The organism is Flavimaribacter sediminis, from assembly GCF_019492055.1.
GTDB classification, from domain to species: Bacteria; Pseudomonadota; Alphaproteobacteria; order Rhizobiales; family Rhizobiaceae; genus Flavimaribacter; species Flavimaribacter sediminis.
In genome coordinates this window covers 90737-106786 of sequence record NZ_JAICBX010000005.1, presented here as the reverse complement: position 1 = coordinate 106786, position 16050 = coordinate 90737, and the positions used below count along the sequence as shown (strand labels likewise).

The window sequence follows — 16050 nt, the reverse complement described above, 5'->3', positions numbered from 1 at the left end:
GGGACCGCGAAATCGATGAAAAATCTTGAGCGTCTGCGCGCATCCTATGGCGTGGTGTTGACCCAGTGCGGCTTGCTGGCCGGTATCCTGACCTTTGCCGTCATGTGTCTCGTCGTCGCCAACGCGCTTCTCCGTTTCATCTTCAACGAGCCGATTGCAGGCACGCTTGAACTGACGGAAAGCGCCTTGCCACTGATGATTTTCCTGTCGCTGGCGCTGACCCAGCTGAAGGGCGAGCACATCAAGGTCGTTCTCCTGACCCAGCATTTTCCGGCGCCGCTGCAGCGTTTCGTCAAGGTCATCGCCATGCTGCTTGGCGCGCTGCTCTTCGCCTGGGCCGCCTATGCGGGATGGAACATGGCAATGAAGAGTTTTGCGATCGGCGAACTGGAACGCGGCTCGATCCGCTTTCCGATATGGCCGGTCAAGTTCGCGGTGTTCTTCGGTTTGGCGCTGCTCGCCATCCAGTTCCTTCTTGATGCGATTTACTGCGCCATGGGCGGAAAACTGGCCGGTGACGAAGCGGGAGAAGCGCAATGAGTTCGCTTTCGATCGGCATGCTTGGCGTTGTCGCGCTGTTCGCCACGATCCTGCTCGGCGTCAATGTCATGGTTGCGCTCGGGCTGGTGGGCGCCTTCGGCCTCGCCTCCCTCGTCGGATTCAAGGCCGCGACGGCGATCCTCGGCACGGTCTTCTTCGACACCACCCATTCTTTTCATTTCTCGGTCATTCCGCTTTTCCTGCTGATGGGCTTCTTCGCCATGCGCGCAGGGCTGGGCGAGGACCTGTTCGAGGCGACGACCAAATGGCTCGGCAACCTGCGCGGCGGCCTTGCCATTTCGACGACCCTCGGCGCGGCGGCGTTCGGGGCTGCGTCCGGATCCTCTGTAGGAACGGCGACGGTGTTCACGAAGCTGGCGCTCCCCCAGATGCTGGATCGCGGCTATGACAAGAGCCTCGCCTCGGCGTCTATCGCGATCGCCGGCACATTGGCTGTCATGATACCGCCATCGGCGTTGGTCGTCGTCTACGGAATCCTGACGGACAGCTCGATCGGTTCACTGCTGATCGCCGGTTTCATTCCCGGCATCGTCTTTTCGATCGTGCTCTGCATTGCGATCTGGCTGACCGTCTTTCGAAACCCGAAGCTCGCGCCGTTGCAGCATCAGCATTTCACCCTGCGGGAAAAGCTGGCGTCCCTGCGCCTCGCCGGCCCGCTGGTTCTCGTCATCATGGTGATCGTGGCGGGTTTGTATCTGGGCATATTCACGCCCACCGAAGCCGGCGCCATCGGCGCGGCCTTCACCTTCCTGCTTGCGATTATCCGACATCGCGGCCTGAAGGGCGTCGAACTGAAGAAGACGCTGCTGGAGACAATCCGCACTTCGGCGATGATTTTCGCCATCCTGATCTGCGCGCTGCTGTTTTCCAAGTTCCTGGCGTTGTCCGGCGTCGCCAACGCCGTTGGCGGATATCTGACCGGACTGGAGGTCAATCGCTGGGTCATCGTGGTTCTGGTGTCGCTGATCTATCTTGCGCTCGGCATGATGATGGATGCGCCGGCGCTGCTTGCGATCACGCTGCCGATCACCCATCCGGTGATGATGTCGCTCGGCTTCGATCCGATCTGGTTCGGCATCTTCGTCGTTCTCCTGGTCGAGATCGGCGCCGTGACGCCGCCGGTCGGCATCAACTGTTTCGTGGTGCAGGCGGCGTCGGAAGGCCGGGTGAGACTGGAGCAGATCTTTCGCGGTCTCGTGCCGTTCGTTCTCGCCGGTTTCGCCATGCTGATCCTTTTGTGCCTGTTCCCGCAGATCGCCCTGTTCCTGCCGGAAACGATGAAATGACCAGCACACTGAACGCATTGAGCGGCTGCGAGCCGACCAGTCGCGCAGTCCTCCGCTCGACACTGACCTCGCCATTCGGGCGCAAGGTGCGCATGGCCGCCGAGGTGCTCGGTCTCGCGGACGCCATCGATATCCAGTCGGCCGACACGCTCGACGCCGGGGACGATCTGCGCCTGCAGAACCCTCTCGGCAAGATGCCGTGCCTGCTGTTGGACGACGCCGTGCTTTACGATAGCCGGGTTATCCTTGAATATCTTGACATGCTGGGCGGCGGCGGGCGGCTTTGCCCGACAGGCGGACTTGAGCGCTTCGTCTGTCTGACCCGGTCCTGTCTCGCCGACGGGGTTGCCGATGCGGCGTTGCTGATCGTCTATGAGGGACGTTTCCGGGACGAATCCCAGAAGTCAGATCGCTGGCTCGAGCATCAGCACGGCAAGCTCGCCAGGGCGCTCGGCGATCTGTCCGACTGCCCACCGGATCCGACGCATACCGACCTGGTCTCGATTTCACTTGCATGTGCGCTCGGCTATCTTGACTGGCGAAAGCCTGTCGACTGGCGCGCCCGGTGGCCGCAGCTCGTCGAATGGCTGGATGCATTTGCGGCGTCGGAGCCCGCGTTCAACAATACGGAGCCCCCGAAATGACCGACTGGCCCGAACAGCGACTGGGCGCGCCTGATCCGTCCCGTTACGACGCGCGCCAGAAGGAAATTCACGAGGCGATCGCGTCCGGCCCTCGAGGCGGCGTTCGTGGACCGCTTGCGGTCTGGCTTCACCGGCCGGAACTTGCGGCGCGCGCGCAGGAACTCGGCCGATACTGCCGCTATGATTCAAAGCTCGAGCCGCGGCTGTCGGAACTGGCGATCCTGACGATCGCCCGGATCTGGGACGCCGAATATGAGTGGTGCGCCCACAGGAAACATGCGCTCGACGCCGGTCTTTCCGAAGCGGTGGTCGAAGCGATACGGAACCGGACCGCCCCGCCTTTCGCCAGCGAGGAGGAGGAAGTCGTGCATGCCTTCACGAGCGCGGCCATGGAGACAAGGCAGGTGACCGACGCCCTTTACGCAAGAGCCGAAAAGACCCTCGGCGTGGACCGGCTTGTCGATCTGGTTGGCGTCCTCGGCTATTACAGCCTGATTTCGCTGACGCTGAACATCTTCCGCATTTCACCTCCATCCGATGCGACGAAAGAGCTGACATGAACGACGCGCCGATCACCTGGAATCCGTCGCCTTCCACGCCGCAGCTGCAGCTGCCGGCGGGCGCGACGGACACTCATTGCCATGTCTTCGGTCCCGTCGACCGTTTCCCTTATGCGCCGGAAAGCGGCTTCAAGCCGGGCGATGCGCCGAAGGAAAAGCTTTTTGAACTGCATGACATGCTGGGTATCGAGCGCTGCGTCATCGTTCAGTCCGGTTGCCATGGCTTCGACAACACGGTGGTGGCCGACGCGATCGCCGCTCGCCCCGGGCGCTATCTCGGCGTCGCGCTTGCGCCGCCCGACATTCCAGACAGCCATATCGCCGAACTTGCCGAACAGGGTTTCCGGGGATTGCGCTTCAACTACATGTCGCATCTTGCGCCCGGCGCCGATCCGGACGCGCTTCGCGCCCTGTCGAAACGACTGGCGGACGCGAACTGGCATTTGCTGATCCACATGGAAGACCGGCTTATCGCGGAGCTGGCGCCGGTGCTTGCGGCGCTGCCCATACCTGTCGTCGTCGATCACATGGGGCGCATCGACGCTTCGAAGGGCATCGATCAGGCGCCGTTCGCGCAACTGCTCAAGCTGCTTGAAAACGAACATGTCTGGGTCAAGGTGTCGGGATGCGAGCGGGCGTCGCGGCTGGACCCGCCCTACGCCGACGCACTTCCATTCGCCCGGAAGCTGGTCGAGACCTATCCGGACCGGGTGCTGTGGGGAACCGACTGGCCGCATCCCAATTTCCGGGCCGATCCGCCTGACGACGGCGGCCTGGTGGACCTGATCGGCGCGTTCGCGCCTTCGGAAGGCGCAAGGCAGGCGCTTCTCGTGGATAATCCACAGCGGCTCTACGCCTTTGGCGAAGATACGGCTCGGCAATGAGCGGGCGCCTGGAAGGCAAGGTCGCGATTGTCACGGGCGCAGGCTGCGTTGGCCCGGGATGGGGAAACGGACGCGCGGCCTGTGTCCGGTTCGCCGAGGAAGGCGCCCGGATCTTTGCGGTCGATCTGAAGGCCGACACCATGGAAGAGACGCTTGAGCGCGTGCGCGACGCCGGCGGCGAAATAGAACCGCATCTTTGCGACGTCACGGATCGCGGCTCGGTGGAGGCGATGGTGGCCGCCGGTATCGCGCGCTACGGACAAGTCGATATTCTGGTCAACAATGTCGGCGGATCCGCCAGGGGCGGCCCGGTGGACATGGAAGAAGAGGTCTGGGACCGGCAGGTCGACTTCAATCTCAAATCCGTCTACCTCACCTGTCGCGCCGTTCTTCCCCATATGTCCGAACGCGGAAACGGCGCAATCGTCAACACGTCCTCGACGTCGGGTCTGCGGTGGACAGGCGCGGCGCAAAGCGCCTATGCGGCGACAAAAGCCGCCGTGATCCAGTTTTCGCGCGTGGTCGCCGTGGAATACGCGCCGAAGGGCGTTCGGGTGAACACGGTCGTGCCGGGTCAGCTTCACACGCCTATGGTCGAGGCCCGTCTCGCCGGCCAGCGCGCCGGCGGCGACGTCGATGCGTTGCTTGCCGCGCGATTGAAGCGTATTCCTTTGGGTTTCATGGGCGACGGACGGGACACAGCCAATGCGGCGCTCTTCCTCGCTTCCGACGAAGCCCGATTCATCACCGGGACCGAAATCGTGGTGGACGGCGGTATGACCGTGCGCTGCGACTGACGGGACAACGAGCAGGAAAGACCGAACATGCATTATGGCGACGAGCGCCCGGAGGCGCTCAAATTCGACCCTTTCAAGGCGATCATCGCGCCGAGACCCATCGGCTGGATCGGGACGCGCAACGCCGACGGCGTGCCCAATCTCGCTCCCTATTCCTTCTTCGCCGGTCTCGGCGCCACGCCGAACATGATCGGATTTTCGAGCGAAGGCGCCAAGCACTCCTTCACGAACGCCCGCGACCGCGGCGAGTTCACCATATCGCTTGCCACGGAAGCGCTTGCGGACGCCATGAACATATCTTCCGGGTCGGTTCCCGACGGCGCGAACGAATTCAAGCTGGCCGGTCTCACGCTCGGCGAACCGGTCGAGATTTCGACGCCCTTTGTCGCCGAAAGCCCGGCGGCGATGGAATGCATCACGGTGTCGGCGACCCAGCTGAGCGACAAGGACGGCAATCCGATCAACCGCTTTTTCGTCATCGGTCAGGTCGTGCACACGCATATTCGCGATGAATATATACGCGACGGCCGGTTCGACACGGCCAGCGCCCGCCCGATCGCGCGCATGGGATATCGGGACTATGCAACGGTGACCGAAGCCTGGGAACTGATGCGTCCCGACGACGCCAAAGCTGTTTGAGCGGTCACGCGATCGCGAACTCGCGCAATCCCTGCCTGATCGTTATTGCTAATGCCGCGCCTGGCGCTCAGGCAGCAGGCCGCGGGGCGCGAAGCGCAACACCAGCGTTATGGTGAGGCCGATGACGAAGACGCGCATCTGCAGCGCACGGCTGTTGAAATCCGACGGCGGCTCCCAGTCGAACCAGGCGACGCCGTAGGTTCGGATGACGTCGAAAAGGGCGAGCGTGATCGGCTCTGACATGACCCAGACGATGTAGACGAAGATCGCGCCGAAAATGGCGCCGCGGTTGTTGCCCGAGCCGCCGAGGATCACCATCACCCAGATCAGAAAGGTGTGGTTGAGATCGAGGAAGCCGGACGGATCGTAGATGGAGGCGAAGTGGATGAGCATTGCGCCGCCGAAGCCCATCAGCACGCTGCCAAGCACGAATATCTCGATGCGGCGGCTGGTGACGTTCTTGCCCATCGCCTCGGCCGCGGTCTCGTTGTCGCGGATCGCCCGCATCATCCGGCCCCAGGGCGCATTGTAGGCGCGCTCGAGAAGCAGATAGATGATGACGACGGCGATCGCCACCAAGCTGAGATAGGAGGCGCGCGCCATGATGAATTCGCCGCCGCTCGGCGTCTCGACCGGCCATGGAAGCGGCGAGACGGTGAGCGTGCCGCGGGTCAGCCAGTCGGCGTTCTTCAAGAAGTGCTTGATGATCTGGGCGATGCCGAGCGTCGCGATCGCCAGATAATCCGAGCGTAGCCCCAGGCAGATCTTGCCGACGAACCAGGCGATGATTCCGGCGACGACGCCGGCGACGATCCAGCCGACGAGGACGGGTAGTCCCAGCCCGCCGATCCAGCCGCTGTTCGCCTCGATCTGCTCGGCCATCACCGTCATGTGCGCCGACAGCACGAGATAGGCGACGGCGATGGCGATGACGATCAGCAAACCGCGCAGCCGGCGGCCTGCGCCGAAACGGCCGGAAATATTGGCGAGCCACAGGAGAGCCGCGCTGAAGGCCAGCTTGACGAGGAATATGCCGACCAGCTGCGGGCCGTTGGAATTCCAGAAATCCGGATTGGTGGGGAAGGTGATGAGCACCGAAGAGGCGGCGCCGGCGGCGATGAAGCCCATGACGCCGACATTGAAAAGACCGGCGTAGCCCCACTGTATTGTGAGCCCGAGCGCGATCATCGCATAGCAGCCGGCTTCCACCAGCATGCGCAGCGAATAGACGCTGCCTTGAGTGAGGAAGATAACGGCGACGAGAAGGGCAAGACCGGCGAACAGGATCAGGTCGCGGCGGTTGCGGTCGAACAGGTTTCCTTCCATCAGAGCACCCTCCCGCGGAAAATGCCGGTCGGGCGGTAGATCAGCACGATGATCAGGATCAGGAACGGCACCATCAGCTTGTACTCGGTGGGCACCAGCGCCATGTTGCGCGGCAATTCGAACCACAGGCTGTCCTTGATCGGACGCAGGAGCACCGACCAGTTGAAGACAGCGAGCGTTTCGCAAAAGCCGACGAGGAAACCGCCGGCGATCGCCCCGTATGGCTGACCGATTCCGCCGACGATGGTCGCCGCGAAGATCGGCAGCAGGATGTTGAAGGAGAGGTCAGGCTTCAGCGTTACGTCCATGGAAAGAAGCGAGCCGGCGGCGCAGGCAAGCCCGCCGCCGATGATCCAGGTGGCCCACACGACGTGATTGGTGTTGATGCCGGTGATGCGGGCGAGCTCCGGATTGTCGGAGACCGCGCGCATCGCCTTGCCGAGACGCGAGCGCGTCAGAAACAGGTGCAGCGCCAGCACCGCGACGACGGTGAAGCCGATCAGCACGATTTGCGGCTCCGTCAGGATTACTGCGCGCGTCGCGCCAGGGAAGGGTATCTGGAAGATATCTTTCGGCTGGTCGATGAACATGTCGCGGGCGCGCACGCCGGCAAAGAGGCGGATCAGCCCCTGCAGCATGAGGGTGACGCCGACCGAGGCCATGACGAGGACAACCGGCCTGGCGCCGGCGTTGCGCAGCGGCTTGTAGAAAATCCTGTCGAGGCCAATCGCGAGAACCGCGGTGACGGCCATCGCCGGAATGATCGCCGCGAAGGCGATCGGGCAGGGCAGGACAACGCCGGCGGACGCCAGAAGCGCGGCGATGATAAGCGTCACGAAGGCGCCAAGCGTCATCATGTCGCCATGCGCGAAATGGGCGAAGCGCAGGATGCCGAAGATCATGGTAACGCCGATCGCGCCCATGGCATAGATCGAACCGATGATCATCCCGGACAAGAGGCCCTTGTTGATGAAAAAGACGAGATCGTTCACGTGGTCCTCCCGCTATCCGCCAAGGAAGCTCTTGGCGACTTCGGGGTTCTCGAGGAGATTTCTGCCCGTGTCGGTGAATGAGTTGGCGCCATTGGCGAGCACAAATCCCTTGTGCGCGATGGCGAGCGCCTGTTTTGCGTTCTGCTCGACCATGGCGACGGTGACGCCGGTCTTGTTGATGGCGATCACCCGGTCGAAGATTTGCGACATGAACATCGGCGAAAGACCGGCCGTCGGTTCGTCGAGCAGGATCAGCTTCGGCTCGATCATCAGCGCGCGGCCGAAGGCGACCATCTGCCGCTGGCCGCCCGACAGTTCGCCGGCCGGCTGGCGGCGCTTTTCCTTCAGCGGCGGGAAGATCTCATAGACGTGGTCCATGACCCGGCTGAAATCATCGCGCCTGATATAGGCGCCCATCTCCAGGTTCTCGTGCACCGTCAATGTGTGGAACACGTTGTTTTCCTGCGGAACGAAGGCGATGCGGTGGGCGGCCAGCGCTTCGGAGCGGATACCGGTGATGTCCTCGCCGTCGAATTCGATCGAGCCTTCCGTTATGTTCAGCATGCCGAAGATGGCCTTGAGCGTCGTCGACTTGCCGGCGCCGTTGGGGCCGACGATGACGCCGATCTCGCCTGCTTCCAGCGCCATGTCGACGCCTTTGAGGATCGACATCTGTCCATAGCCGGCGTGCAGGTTGGAAATCTTCAGAAGGCTCATGGCGCAGCGCCCGCGGCATGGTCTGCGCTGGTGGTGGCGTTGCCGGTGGGCGAGCCGCCGAAATAGGCCTCGATCACGGCTTCGTCGCGCTGGATATCGGCGATATGGCCCTGGGTCATTACCGAGCCGGATGCCATGACGATGACCGGGTCGCACAGCCGCGCGATCATGTCCATGTCGTGCTCGATCACGAAGAAGGTGTAGCCGAACTCCCGGTTGAGGCGCTCGATATTGTCCACCAGGTCGTTGAGCAGCGTGCGGTTGACGCCGGCGGCTATCTCGTCGAGGAGGACGACCTTGGCGTCGACCATCATGGTGCGGCCGAGCTCCAGCAACTTCTTCTGGCCGCCGGACAGGTTGCCGGCGAGCTCGTTCTTCACGTGGCCGATCTTGAGGAAGTCGAGCACTTCCTCGGCTTTCTGGCGCACCTCTGATTCACGCTGGCCGACGGCGCCCGGACGAAACCATGCCGAAGCGAGATGTTCGCCCGGCTGGTGCTCGGGCACCATCATCAGGTTCTCCGTCACCGTCATGTGCGAGAACTCGTGGGCGATCTGGAAGGTTCTGAGCAGGCCGCGGCCGAACAGCGCGTGCGCCGGCAGGCCTGTAACGTCCTGGCCGTCGAGCAGGATTTGGCCCGAAGTCGGGGAAAAGGCGCCTGCGACGATGTTGAAGAGCGTGGTCTTGCCTGCGCCGTTCGGCCCGATCAGCCCGGTGATGGAGCCTTTTTCAACCGAGAGGCTGCAGTCGTCGACTGCGTAAAACCCACCGAAACGCTTGGTGACGTTTCTGACATCGATGATGTTCGTCATGCTTCCCCGGTATTCTTTTTGGTCTCGTTGGACCGTTTTTTGTCCCATTAACACCGCCGAAGCCCGATGGGAAGTGGCGCGGCGAGGGCTAGAATACAATCAGTGCACAAATTTGTCGCAAACAGAAAAATTCAGTTCTTGTTTGCGGGTTGATCTCGCCGCAAAAATGAACATGCTATGTCGCCATGATAATAAACGCCACAAAGGCGATTAATGGGGAATGCATGATGCCGCCAACAGTCCGGCCGCCGATTAACGGTGCGCGCCGGAAGAGCGAATTGTGCCCAATGCACTTCCGGGCCCGCTCCCGGTCGCATGAAACTTCCACCGCTACCTACGGGCGCGTCGCTGAAATTCCGGCGCGGGCCGAAAAGAAATTCAACGTGGGTTCGGTTCAGGAGCCGACGCGGCGGCAGGCTGCGTTTGTTCTGAACGCGGACAAATCTTCGAGGGGACTGATGCATGGCAGGTGACAGAGGCGCGAGCGTACGCTTTGATCAAGTGCAAAAGAGCTATGATGGCGTTTCGCTTGTCGTGAAAGACCTGAATCTGGACATCGAGGCGGGCGAGTTCCTGACCATGCTCGGGCCGTCCGGCTCCGGCAAGACGACATGTCTGATGATGCTGGCCGGTTTCGAGCCCGCCAGCCACGGCGAAATCTACCTCAACGACAAGCCGATCAACAACGTGCCGCCGCACAAACGCGGCGTCGGCATGGTGTTCCAGAACTACGCGCTGTTTCCGCACATGACGGTTGCGGAAAATCTCGCCTTTCCGCTTCAGGTGCGCAGCATGAGCCGCGCCGAGCAGGAGGAAAAGGTCAAGCGCGCCCTGGAAATGGTTGAGCTGCCGCAATTCGGCTCGCGCCGTCCGGCGCAGCTTTCCGGCGGCCAGCAGCAGCGCGTCGCCGTCGCCCGCGCCCTGGTGTTCGAGCCGGATCTGGTGCTCATGGACGAGCCGCTTGGCGCGCTCGACAAGCAGCTGCGCGAGCAGATGCAGTACGAAATCAAGCAAATCCACGAAAACCTCGGCGTGACGGTCGTCTACGTGACGCATGACCAGACCGAGGCGCTGACCATGTCGGACCGCGTCGCCGTGTTCAACGACGGTGTGATCCAGCAGCTTTCCGCGCCGGATATGCTGTACGAGGAGCCGCAGAACTCCTTCGTCGCCCAGTTCATCGGTGAAAACAACAAGATGAACGGCACCGTAACGGCGATCAACGACAATATCTGCGACGTCAAGCTGGACGACGGAACCGAGCTGAAGGCTGAAAGGGTCAATGTCGACGGCGTCGGACACCGCACGACTCTGTCGCTGCGGCCGGAGCGCATCGAGACGGTGCCGGACGACGCCATGGAAAACATCGTTCCTGGGAAGATCGAGGACATGATCTATCTCGGAGACCATCTGCGCGTCCGGATGAAGGTTGCCGGCAATGATGAATTCATCGTCAAGGTTCGCAACCGGTCCGGCGAGCGCAAGCTCTCCGAGGGCCAGGATATCAACATCGGCTGGTATGCGCGTGATTGCAAAGCGCTCGATCCGGTCGGTTAGGCCATTTGCATGGCCACAAGTTGGGCATTGGGAAAAATCAATGCCCGTGTATGCGTCCGGAGCACCCACAGCCCGGACCAATTCCAAAAAGGGAGCATAAAATGAAACTCAAATCTCTTCTGATCGCCGCGACGGCGCTCACAATGAGCGTTCCTGCGGCATTTGCAGAGGATATGACGATCGTATCCTGGGGCGGCGCATATTCCGATTCCCAGAACAACGCCTATCACAAGCCCTACATGGCAATGCATCCGGATGTGAACATCATCAACGACGAATCGTCCAACGAGGCGGTCGCCAAATTGCGCGCCATGAACGAAGCCGGCAATGTGACCTGGGACGTTGTTGACGTCGTCGCATCCGACGCCATCCGTCTCTGCGACGAAGGCCTGGCTGTCGAGATCGACCCGGACAAGGATCTGGCTCCGGCTCCGGACGGCACGCCTGCTTCCGAAGACTTCGGCGACCTGCTGGTTTCCGAGTGCTTCATTCCGCAGATCGTCTATTCGACGACCTTCGGCTACCGCACGGACAAGGTTGGCGACGAGCCGCCGACGGACATTTGCGCGGTTTTCGACACGGAGAAGTATCCGGGCAAGCGTTCGCTTGAAAAGCGTCCGATCAACAACGTCGAATGGGCTCTGCTTTGCGACGGCGTTGCGAAGGAAGATATCTATGACGTGCTGTCTACGCCGGAAGGCGTCGACCAGGCTCTGGCCAAGCTCGACACCATCAAGGACGATGTCATCTGGTGGTCGGCCGGCGCCGAAACGCCACAGCTTCTGGCCGACGGCGAAGTCGTCATGGGCTCGACCTACAACGGTCGTCTGTTCTCGGTCATCGAGGAGCAGGATCAGCCGGTCGCCATGCTCTGGGACGCACAGGTGTTCGACCTGGACGGCTGGATCATTCCCGCCGGCCTGCCGGAAGATCGTCTGAAAGCAGCCATGGACTACATCTACTTCGCAACCGACACGCAGCGCCTTGCCGACCAGGCCAAGTACATCTCGTACGGTCCGGCCCGCAAGTCTTCCGCTCCGCTCGTCGGCAAGCACGCCGATCTCGGTATCGAAATGGCTCCGCATATGCCGACCGATCCGAACAACGCGAAGAACACCTTCCTCTATAACTACGAATGGTGGGCTGACAATCGCGACGATCTGGATGCGAAGTTCCAGGCCTGGTTGACCCAGTAAACTGACCAATGGAGGACGGGGGCTTCCCCGTCCTCTCTCCTATCGGAATTTTAGAGATTTCAGGCGGAACGATGACGGATACGGCAGAGACAAGCCCAGTGCTGACGACCCAGGACGGAGTCCCGCTGAAGGTCAGTATAGCGCGCGCCACGCGCCGCCAGAAATTGCGCGCATTCCTGCTCGTTACGCCGCTATTGTTATTCATTCTCATCACCTTCACCGCGCCGATCGCCGATATGCTCTATCGTTCGGTGGAAAACGACATCGTTTCCGAAACACTGCCCGAGACCGTGGTGGCGCTGGAAGCCTGGGATGAGAGTTCGGGTGAAATCCCGAATGAGGACGTGTTCACAGCGCTGGCGCGCGACCTCAAGATCGCCGCCGAGCAAAAGACCCATACGCGTCTCGGATCGCGCCTGAATTACGAGAACCCGGGCATGTCCAGCCTGTTTCGTAAAACGGGCCGGCGCGTCAAGCGCATGGACGAAGGCAACTATACCGAACAGTTCATCGATATTGACGAAGACTGGGGAACGCCCAAGACCTGGCAGGTGATCAAGCAGTTCAGTTCGCCGGTCACGGCAGGCTATTTCCTCGCGGCTGTCGACGCCGAGCGGACGCCGGAAGACGGGCTCCAGTTCAAGCCGTCCGACGAACGCATCTACCTGTTCCTGTTCTGGCGGACCATGCTTTTGTCCGTGACCATCACGGTGATGTGCATTCTGCTCGGCTATCCGATCGCCTTCCTCTTGTCCAACCTGCCGATGCGAACGTCGAACCTGTTGATGATCCTGGTGCTGCTGCCGTTCTGGACGTCGCTTCTCGTGCGCACATCGGCCTGGAAGGTGCTCCTGCAGCAGCAAGGCGTGATCAACGACACACTGGTGTGGATCGGCCTTGTCGCCGACGATTCGCGACTGGAGCTGATCAACAACCAGACGGGCACGGTGATTGCGATGACGCATATCCTGCTGCCCTTCATGATATTGCCGCTGTTCTCGGTGATGAAAACGATTTCGCCGACCTATATGCGGGCCGCCAAAAGCATGGGCGCTTCCGACTGGTACGCCTTCTGGCGGGTCTATTTCCCGCAGACGATACCGGGTATCGGCGCCGGCAGTATTCTCGTCTTCATCCTGTCGATCGGTTACTACATTACGCCGGAACTGGTCGGCGGCACCTCCGGGATATTCATCTCGAACCGGATCGCATATCACATCTCGTCTTCGCTCAACTGGGGACTGGCGGCGGCGCTCGGCGTGATCCTGCTGACCGTGGTTCTGGTTCTCTACTGGCTGTACGACCGGATCGTCGGCATCGACAACGTTAAACTGGGATAGATCATGGCTTCCGCACTTCCGCCCTATGCTTCCGCCGGACAACGCGCCTGGTTCTACTCGTTCCGGGTCATTTGCGGGCTGATCTTCTTCTTCCTGATCTTCCCGGTTCTGATCATTATTCCGCTGTCCTTCAACGCGGAGGATTTCTTCACCTTCACGCCGAAAATGCTGGCGCTGGACCCGGAAGGCTATTCGCTCAAGCATTATCGCGACTTTTTCACCAATCCGGACTGGCAGTCCGCGATGTGGAACTCGTTTTCGATCGCTCCGGTTGCGACTATCTTCGCCACCGCATTCGGCACGCTCGCCGCCATCGGCCTGTCTCAATCCAACATGCCTTTCCGTTCTGCCGTCATGGCTTTGCTGATTTCGCCGATGATCGTGCCGCTGATCATTTCGGCGGCCGGAATGTATTTCTTCTATTCCCGCATCGGCCTGCAGGGCACCTATTGGGGCGTCGTTCTGGCGCATGCGGCGCTGGGCACACCGTTCGTCATCATTACGGTGACGGCCACCCTTGTCGGTTTCGACCAGAGCCTCGTGCGGGCGGCGGCCAATCTCGGCGCCAATCCGGTGACCACCTTCTTCAAGGTTCAGATGCCGCTGATCCTGCCGGGCGTCGTCTCCGGCGCGCTGTTCGCCTTCATCACCTCCTTCGACGAGGTGGTGGTCGTCCTGTTCCTTGGATCGGCGGCGCAAAAGACGCTGCCATGGCAGATGTTTACCGGACTTCGAGAGCAGATATCGCCGACGATCCTCGCGGTCGCAACGCTGCTGGTGGCAATATCCATTGCGCTGCTCACGACGCTCGAACTGCTGCGCCGCCGCTCCGAACGCCTGCGCGGCATGACGCCGGGCTAATCCTGGCGGACGCCGACGCTCATGTCGCGTTTTCCGGCGAAGCCGGGTTGCTTCGTTACCTGAAATCCGGCCGCCGCAAGATTGCGGCGGACCCAGCCCGCCGCGGAATAGGTGGCGAAGCCGCCACCGGCGACAGTGTGATCGAAAACGGACTGCATCAGCTCCGGCGACCACATCTCCGGATTGCGCGCCGGCGCAAAGCCGTCGAGATACCAGGCGTCTGCTGATTCCCGCCAGTTGCAAACCCGATGAAGGGCGTCTCCGACATGGACTTCGAGACGAACGCCATCGTTGAAATCCTGCGCGATCGTGTCCGGCGGATCGTTTGGCCAGGCGCGGGCGAGGGCGTCGGCGAGCGGTTCGAGCTGTGGCCAGGGTCCGAGCGCGCGACGCATCTCGGCGGCGCGCATGGGAAAGGCCTCGAAGCTGACGAAGCGCAGACGCGCCGCGGGAAGGCGGTGCTCGCGCCATTGCCGCCAGGTCTCCAGAAAGTTCAGGCCCGTGCCGAAGCCGAGTTCGGCGATTGTGAATGTGTCGCGCCCGCGCCAGCGATCCGGCAGTCCGTTGCCGGCGATGAAGACATGGGCGCACTCCGCGCGGCCGTCGCTGCGGGCGTAAAAATGGTCGCCAAAGCGGGTTGAGTAGGGCATATCACCTGCATGCCATTCCAGCCCCCTGTTGCTTTCGCTATTGCCCACTGATCTGCCTCTCATGACTGCGCCCCGCACCTATAGTCCCCGAACAGCCGACTTGTCATGCGATCTGCTGGTTGTTGGCGGCGGTGTTTTCGGTCTGTGGATCGCGCGCCACGCCGCCCTGAAGGGGCTCGATGCGATCCTGATCGAGAAAGATCGCGTCGGTTCAGGCGCCAGCGGCGGGCTGCTCGGCGCGCTCATTCCGCATCTGCCGGAACGCTGGGACGCCAAGAAAAGATTCCAGTTTGAAGCCCTTACGTCGCTTCCCGGCCTCGTGCGCCCAATCGAGGAGGAGACCGGGCTCGACTGCGGCTATCGCCGTTGCGGCCGTCTGATGCCGCTTTGGAAGGAAAGCTTCGCCGACATCGCCGCCAAACAGACCGCCGCGGCGCGTCAGAACTGGAAAACGCCGGAAACCGGCTTTGCTTGGGACATCGTCGAGCGGCCTCCGCGCGAGGGCTGGCCGGCGGCGGACGCCATGCCGCTCGGGCTTGTCATCGATACGCTGGCGGCGCGCATTGATCCGCGATCCTATCTGGCGGCGCTGCGCCGGAGCATCGAGAGCCGCGTCCGGATCATCGAGGGCGAGGCCTTTGCGACCTGCGCCGACGGCGTGGTCGAAACATCGGGCGGCAAACGGATCATGGCGGGTCGGACAGTGCTGTCGGCGGGATACGAGACCTTCCCGATCCTCGGCCAACTGCTGGGCGGCGACGCTGCTTCCTACGGCCGGCCGGTCAAGGGACAGGCGGCGTTGCTTGCGGCGGAGCTTGACGACGATCTTCCGCTGGTTTTCCACGACGGCACCTATGTCATCGTGCATGACGGCGGCCGGGTGGCGGTCGGCAGCACCAGCGAGCAGCGGTTCGACGCGCCTTTTTCCACGGATGCGGCGCTCGATGAGGTGCTCGACAAGGCGCGGCGGCTTTGTCCGGCGATCGCCGATGCGCCGGTGATCGAGCATTGGGCGGGCCTGCGTCCGCGCGCCGTCGGCCGCAACCCGATGATCGGCGTGCTCCCGGACCATCCGGAGATCATTGTGGCGACAGGCGGTTTCAAGATCACCTTCGGCATTGCGCACAAGATGGCCGAATGCGTGATCGACCTTGCAACGGGTGGGACGCCGGAGCTGCCGGAGAGTTTCCGGCTTGATTCACATCTAAAAGACCGGAGCTAAGCCTAC

At 62.0% G+C, this 16050-nt stretch carries 17 protein-coding genes; 12 read left to right on the top strand and 5 right to left on the bottom strand.

Annotated elements, in window-relative coordinates:
* Positions 1-15 precede the first annotated feature (15 nt).
* Genes K1W69_RS22480 through K1W69_RS22450 form a run of 7 tightly spaced genes read left to right on the top strand, consistent with a single transcriptional unit; the run spans position 16 to position 5371 of the window.
* Positions 16-540, top strand: coding sequence for a TRAP transporter small permease subunit (locus K1W69_RS22480; protein WP_220230707.1), 525 nt, complete (start codon positions 16-18; stop codon positions 538-540).
* Entirely contained in the window at positions 537-1847 is a 1311-nt protein-coding gene (locus tag K1W69_RS22475) for a TRAP transporter large permease (RefSeq protein WP_220230706.1), read from the top strand. The genes K1W69_RS22480 and K1W69_RS22475 overlap by 4 nt, the downstream gene beginning before the upstream one ends.
* Positions 1844-2491 carry a glutathione S-transferase family protein gene (locus tag K1W69_RS22470; protein ID WP_220230705.1) on the top strand — a complete coding sequence of 216 codons (648 nt, stop codon included), beginning with the start codon at positions 1844-1846 and terminating at the stop codon, positions 2489-2491. Before K1W69_RS22475 ends, K1W69_RS22470 begins: the two co-directional genes overlap by 4 nt.
* Entirely contained in the window at positions 2488-3051 is a 564-nt protein-coding gene (locus tag K1W69_RS22465) for a carboxymuconolactone decarboxylase family protein (protein ID WP_220230704.1), read from the top strand. The genes K1W69_RS22470 and K1W69_RS22465 overlap by 4 nt, the downstream gene beginning before the upstream one ends.
* Positions 3048-3935 carry an amidohydrolase family protein gene (locus K1W69_RS22460; protein WP_220230703.1) on the top strand — a complete coding sequence of 296 codons (888 nt, stop codon included), beginning with the start codon at positions 3048-3050 and terminating at the stop codon, positions 3933-3935. Before K1W69_RS22465 ends, K1W69_RS22460 begins: the two co-directional genes overlap by 4 nt.
* Positions 3932-4732: an SDR family NAD(P)-dependent oxidoreductase gene (locus K1W69_RS22455; RefSeq protein WP_220230702.1), complete on the top strand. Its 801-nt coding sequence runs from the start codon at positions 3932-3934 to the stop codon at positions 4730-4732. Before K1W69_RS22460 ends, K1W69_RS22455 begins: the two co-directional genes overlap by 4 nt.
* Positions 4733-4759: 27 nt before the next feature.
* Positions 4760-5371: a flavin reductase family protein gene (locus K1W69_RS22450; RefSeq protein ID WP_220230701.1), complete on the top strand. Its 612-nt coding sequence runs from the start codon at positions 4760-4762 to the stop codon at positions 5369-5371.
* Between the two features lie 48 nt (positions 5372-5419).
* On the opposite strand, the gene K1W69_RS22445 is transcribed toward K1W69_RS22450, so the two are convergent.
* The 4 genes from K1W69_RS22445 to K1W69_RS22430 are packed head-to-tail and all read right to left on the bottom strand — an operon-like array spanning position 5420 to position 9209.
* Entirely contained in the window at positions 5420-6697 is a 1278-nt protein-coding gene (locus tag K1W69_RS22445) for a branched-chain amino acid ABC transporter permease (protein WP_220230700.1), read from the bottom strand.
* The gene (locus K1W69_RS22440) at positions 6697-7689 is read right to left on the bottom strand and encodes a branched-chain amino acid ABC transporter permease (protein WP_220230699.1); all 993 of its coding nucleotides are present in this window, start codon (positions 7687-7689) and stop codon (positions 6697-6699) included. The genes K1W69_RS22445 and K1W69_RS22440 overlap by 1 nt, the downstream gene beginning before the upstream one ends.
* A 12-nt stretch (positions 7690-7701) precedes the next feature.
* On the bottom strand, positions 7702-8406 hold the full coding sequence (locus tag K1W69_RS22435) for an ABC transporter ATP-binding protein (RefSeq protein WP_220230698.1): 705 nt from the start codon (positions 8404-8406) through the stop codon (positions 7702-7704).
* Entirely contained in the window at positions 8403-9209 is an 807-nt protein-coding gene (locus K1W69_RS22430) for an ABC transporter ATP-binding protein (protein WP_220231018.1), read from the bottom strand. Before K1W69_RS22430 ends, K1W69_RS22435 begins: the two co-directional genes overlap by 4 nt.
* 471 nt (positions 9210-9680) lie before the next feature.
* On the opposite strand from K1W69_RS22430, the gene K1W69_RS22425 reads away from it, so the two are divergent.
* The 4 genes from K1W69_RS22425 (at position 9681) to K1W69_RS22410 (ending at position 14172) form a co-directional block, all read left to right on the top strand.
* Positions 9681-10775, top strand: coding sequence for an ABC transporter ATP-binding protein (locus tag K1W69_RS22425; protein WP_220230697.1), 1095 nt, complete (start codon positions 9681-9683; stop codon positions 10773-10775).
* A gap of 101 nt (positions 10776-10876) precedes the next feature.
* Positions 10877-11971 carry an extracellular solute-binding protein gene (locus K1W69_RS22420; RefSeq protein ID WP_220230696.1) on the top strand — a complete coding sequence of 365 codons (1095 nt, stop codon included), beginning with the start codon at positions 10877-10879 and terminating at the stop codon, positions 11969-11971.
* Between the two features lie 71 nt (positions 11972-12042).
* Positions 12043-13311, top strand: coding sequence for an ABC transporter permease (locus K1W69_RS22415; protein ID WP_220230695.1), 1269 nt, complete (start codon positions 12043-12045; stop codon positions 13309-13311).
* A 3-nt stretch (positions 13312-13314) separates the two neighbouring features.
* The gene (locus K1W69_RS22410) at positions 13315-14172 is read left to right on the top strand and encodes an ABC transporter permease (RefSeq protein WP_220230694.1); all 858 of its coding nucleotides are present in this window, start codon (positions 13315-13317) and stop codon (positions 14170-14172) included.
* Here the strand turns inward: K1W69_RS22410 and mnmC2 are convergent.
* Positions 14169-14885: a tRNA (5-methylaminomethyl-2-thiouridine)(34)-methyltransferase MnmC2 gene (gene mnmC2, locus K1W69_RS22405; RefSeq protein WP_220230693.1), complete on the bottom strand. Its 717-nt coding sequence runs from the start codon at positions 14883-14885 to the stop codon at positions 14169-14171. The genes K1W69_RS22410 and mnmC2 overlap by 4 nt on opposite strands.
* Here mnmC2 and K1W69_RS22400 point away from each other — a divergent pair.
* Positions 14884-16044 (top strand): NAD(P)/FAD-dependent oxidoreductase, encoded by a 1161-nt coding sequence (locus tag K1W69_RS22400; protein ID WP_220230692.1) that lies wholly within the window; start codon positions 14884-14886, stop codon positions 16042-16044. The genes mnmC2 and K1W69_RS22400 overlap by 2 nt on opposite strands.
* Positions 16045-16050 lie beyond the last annotated feature (6 nt).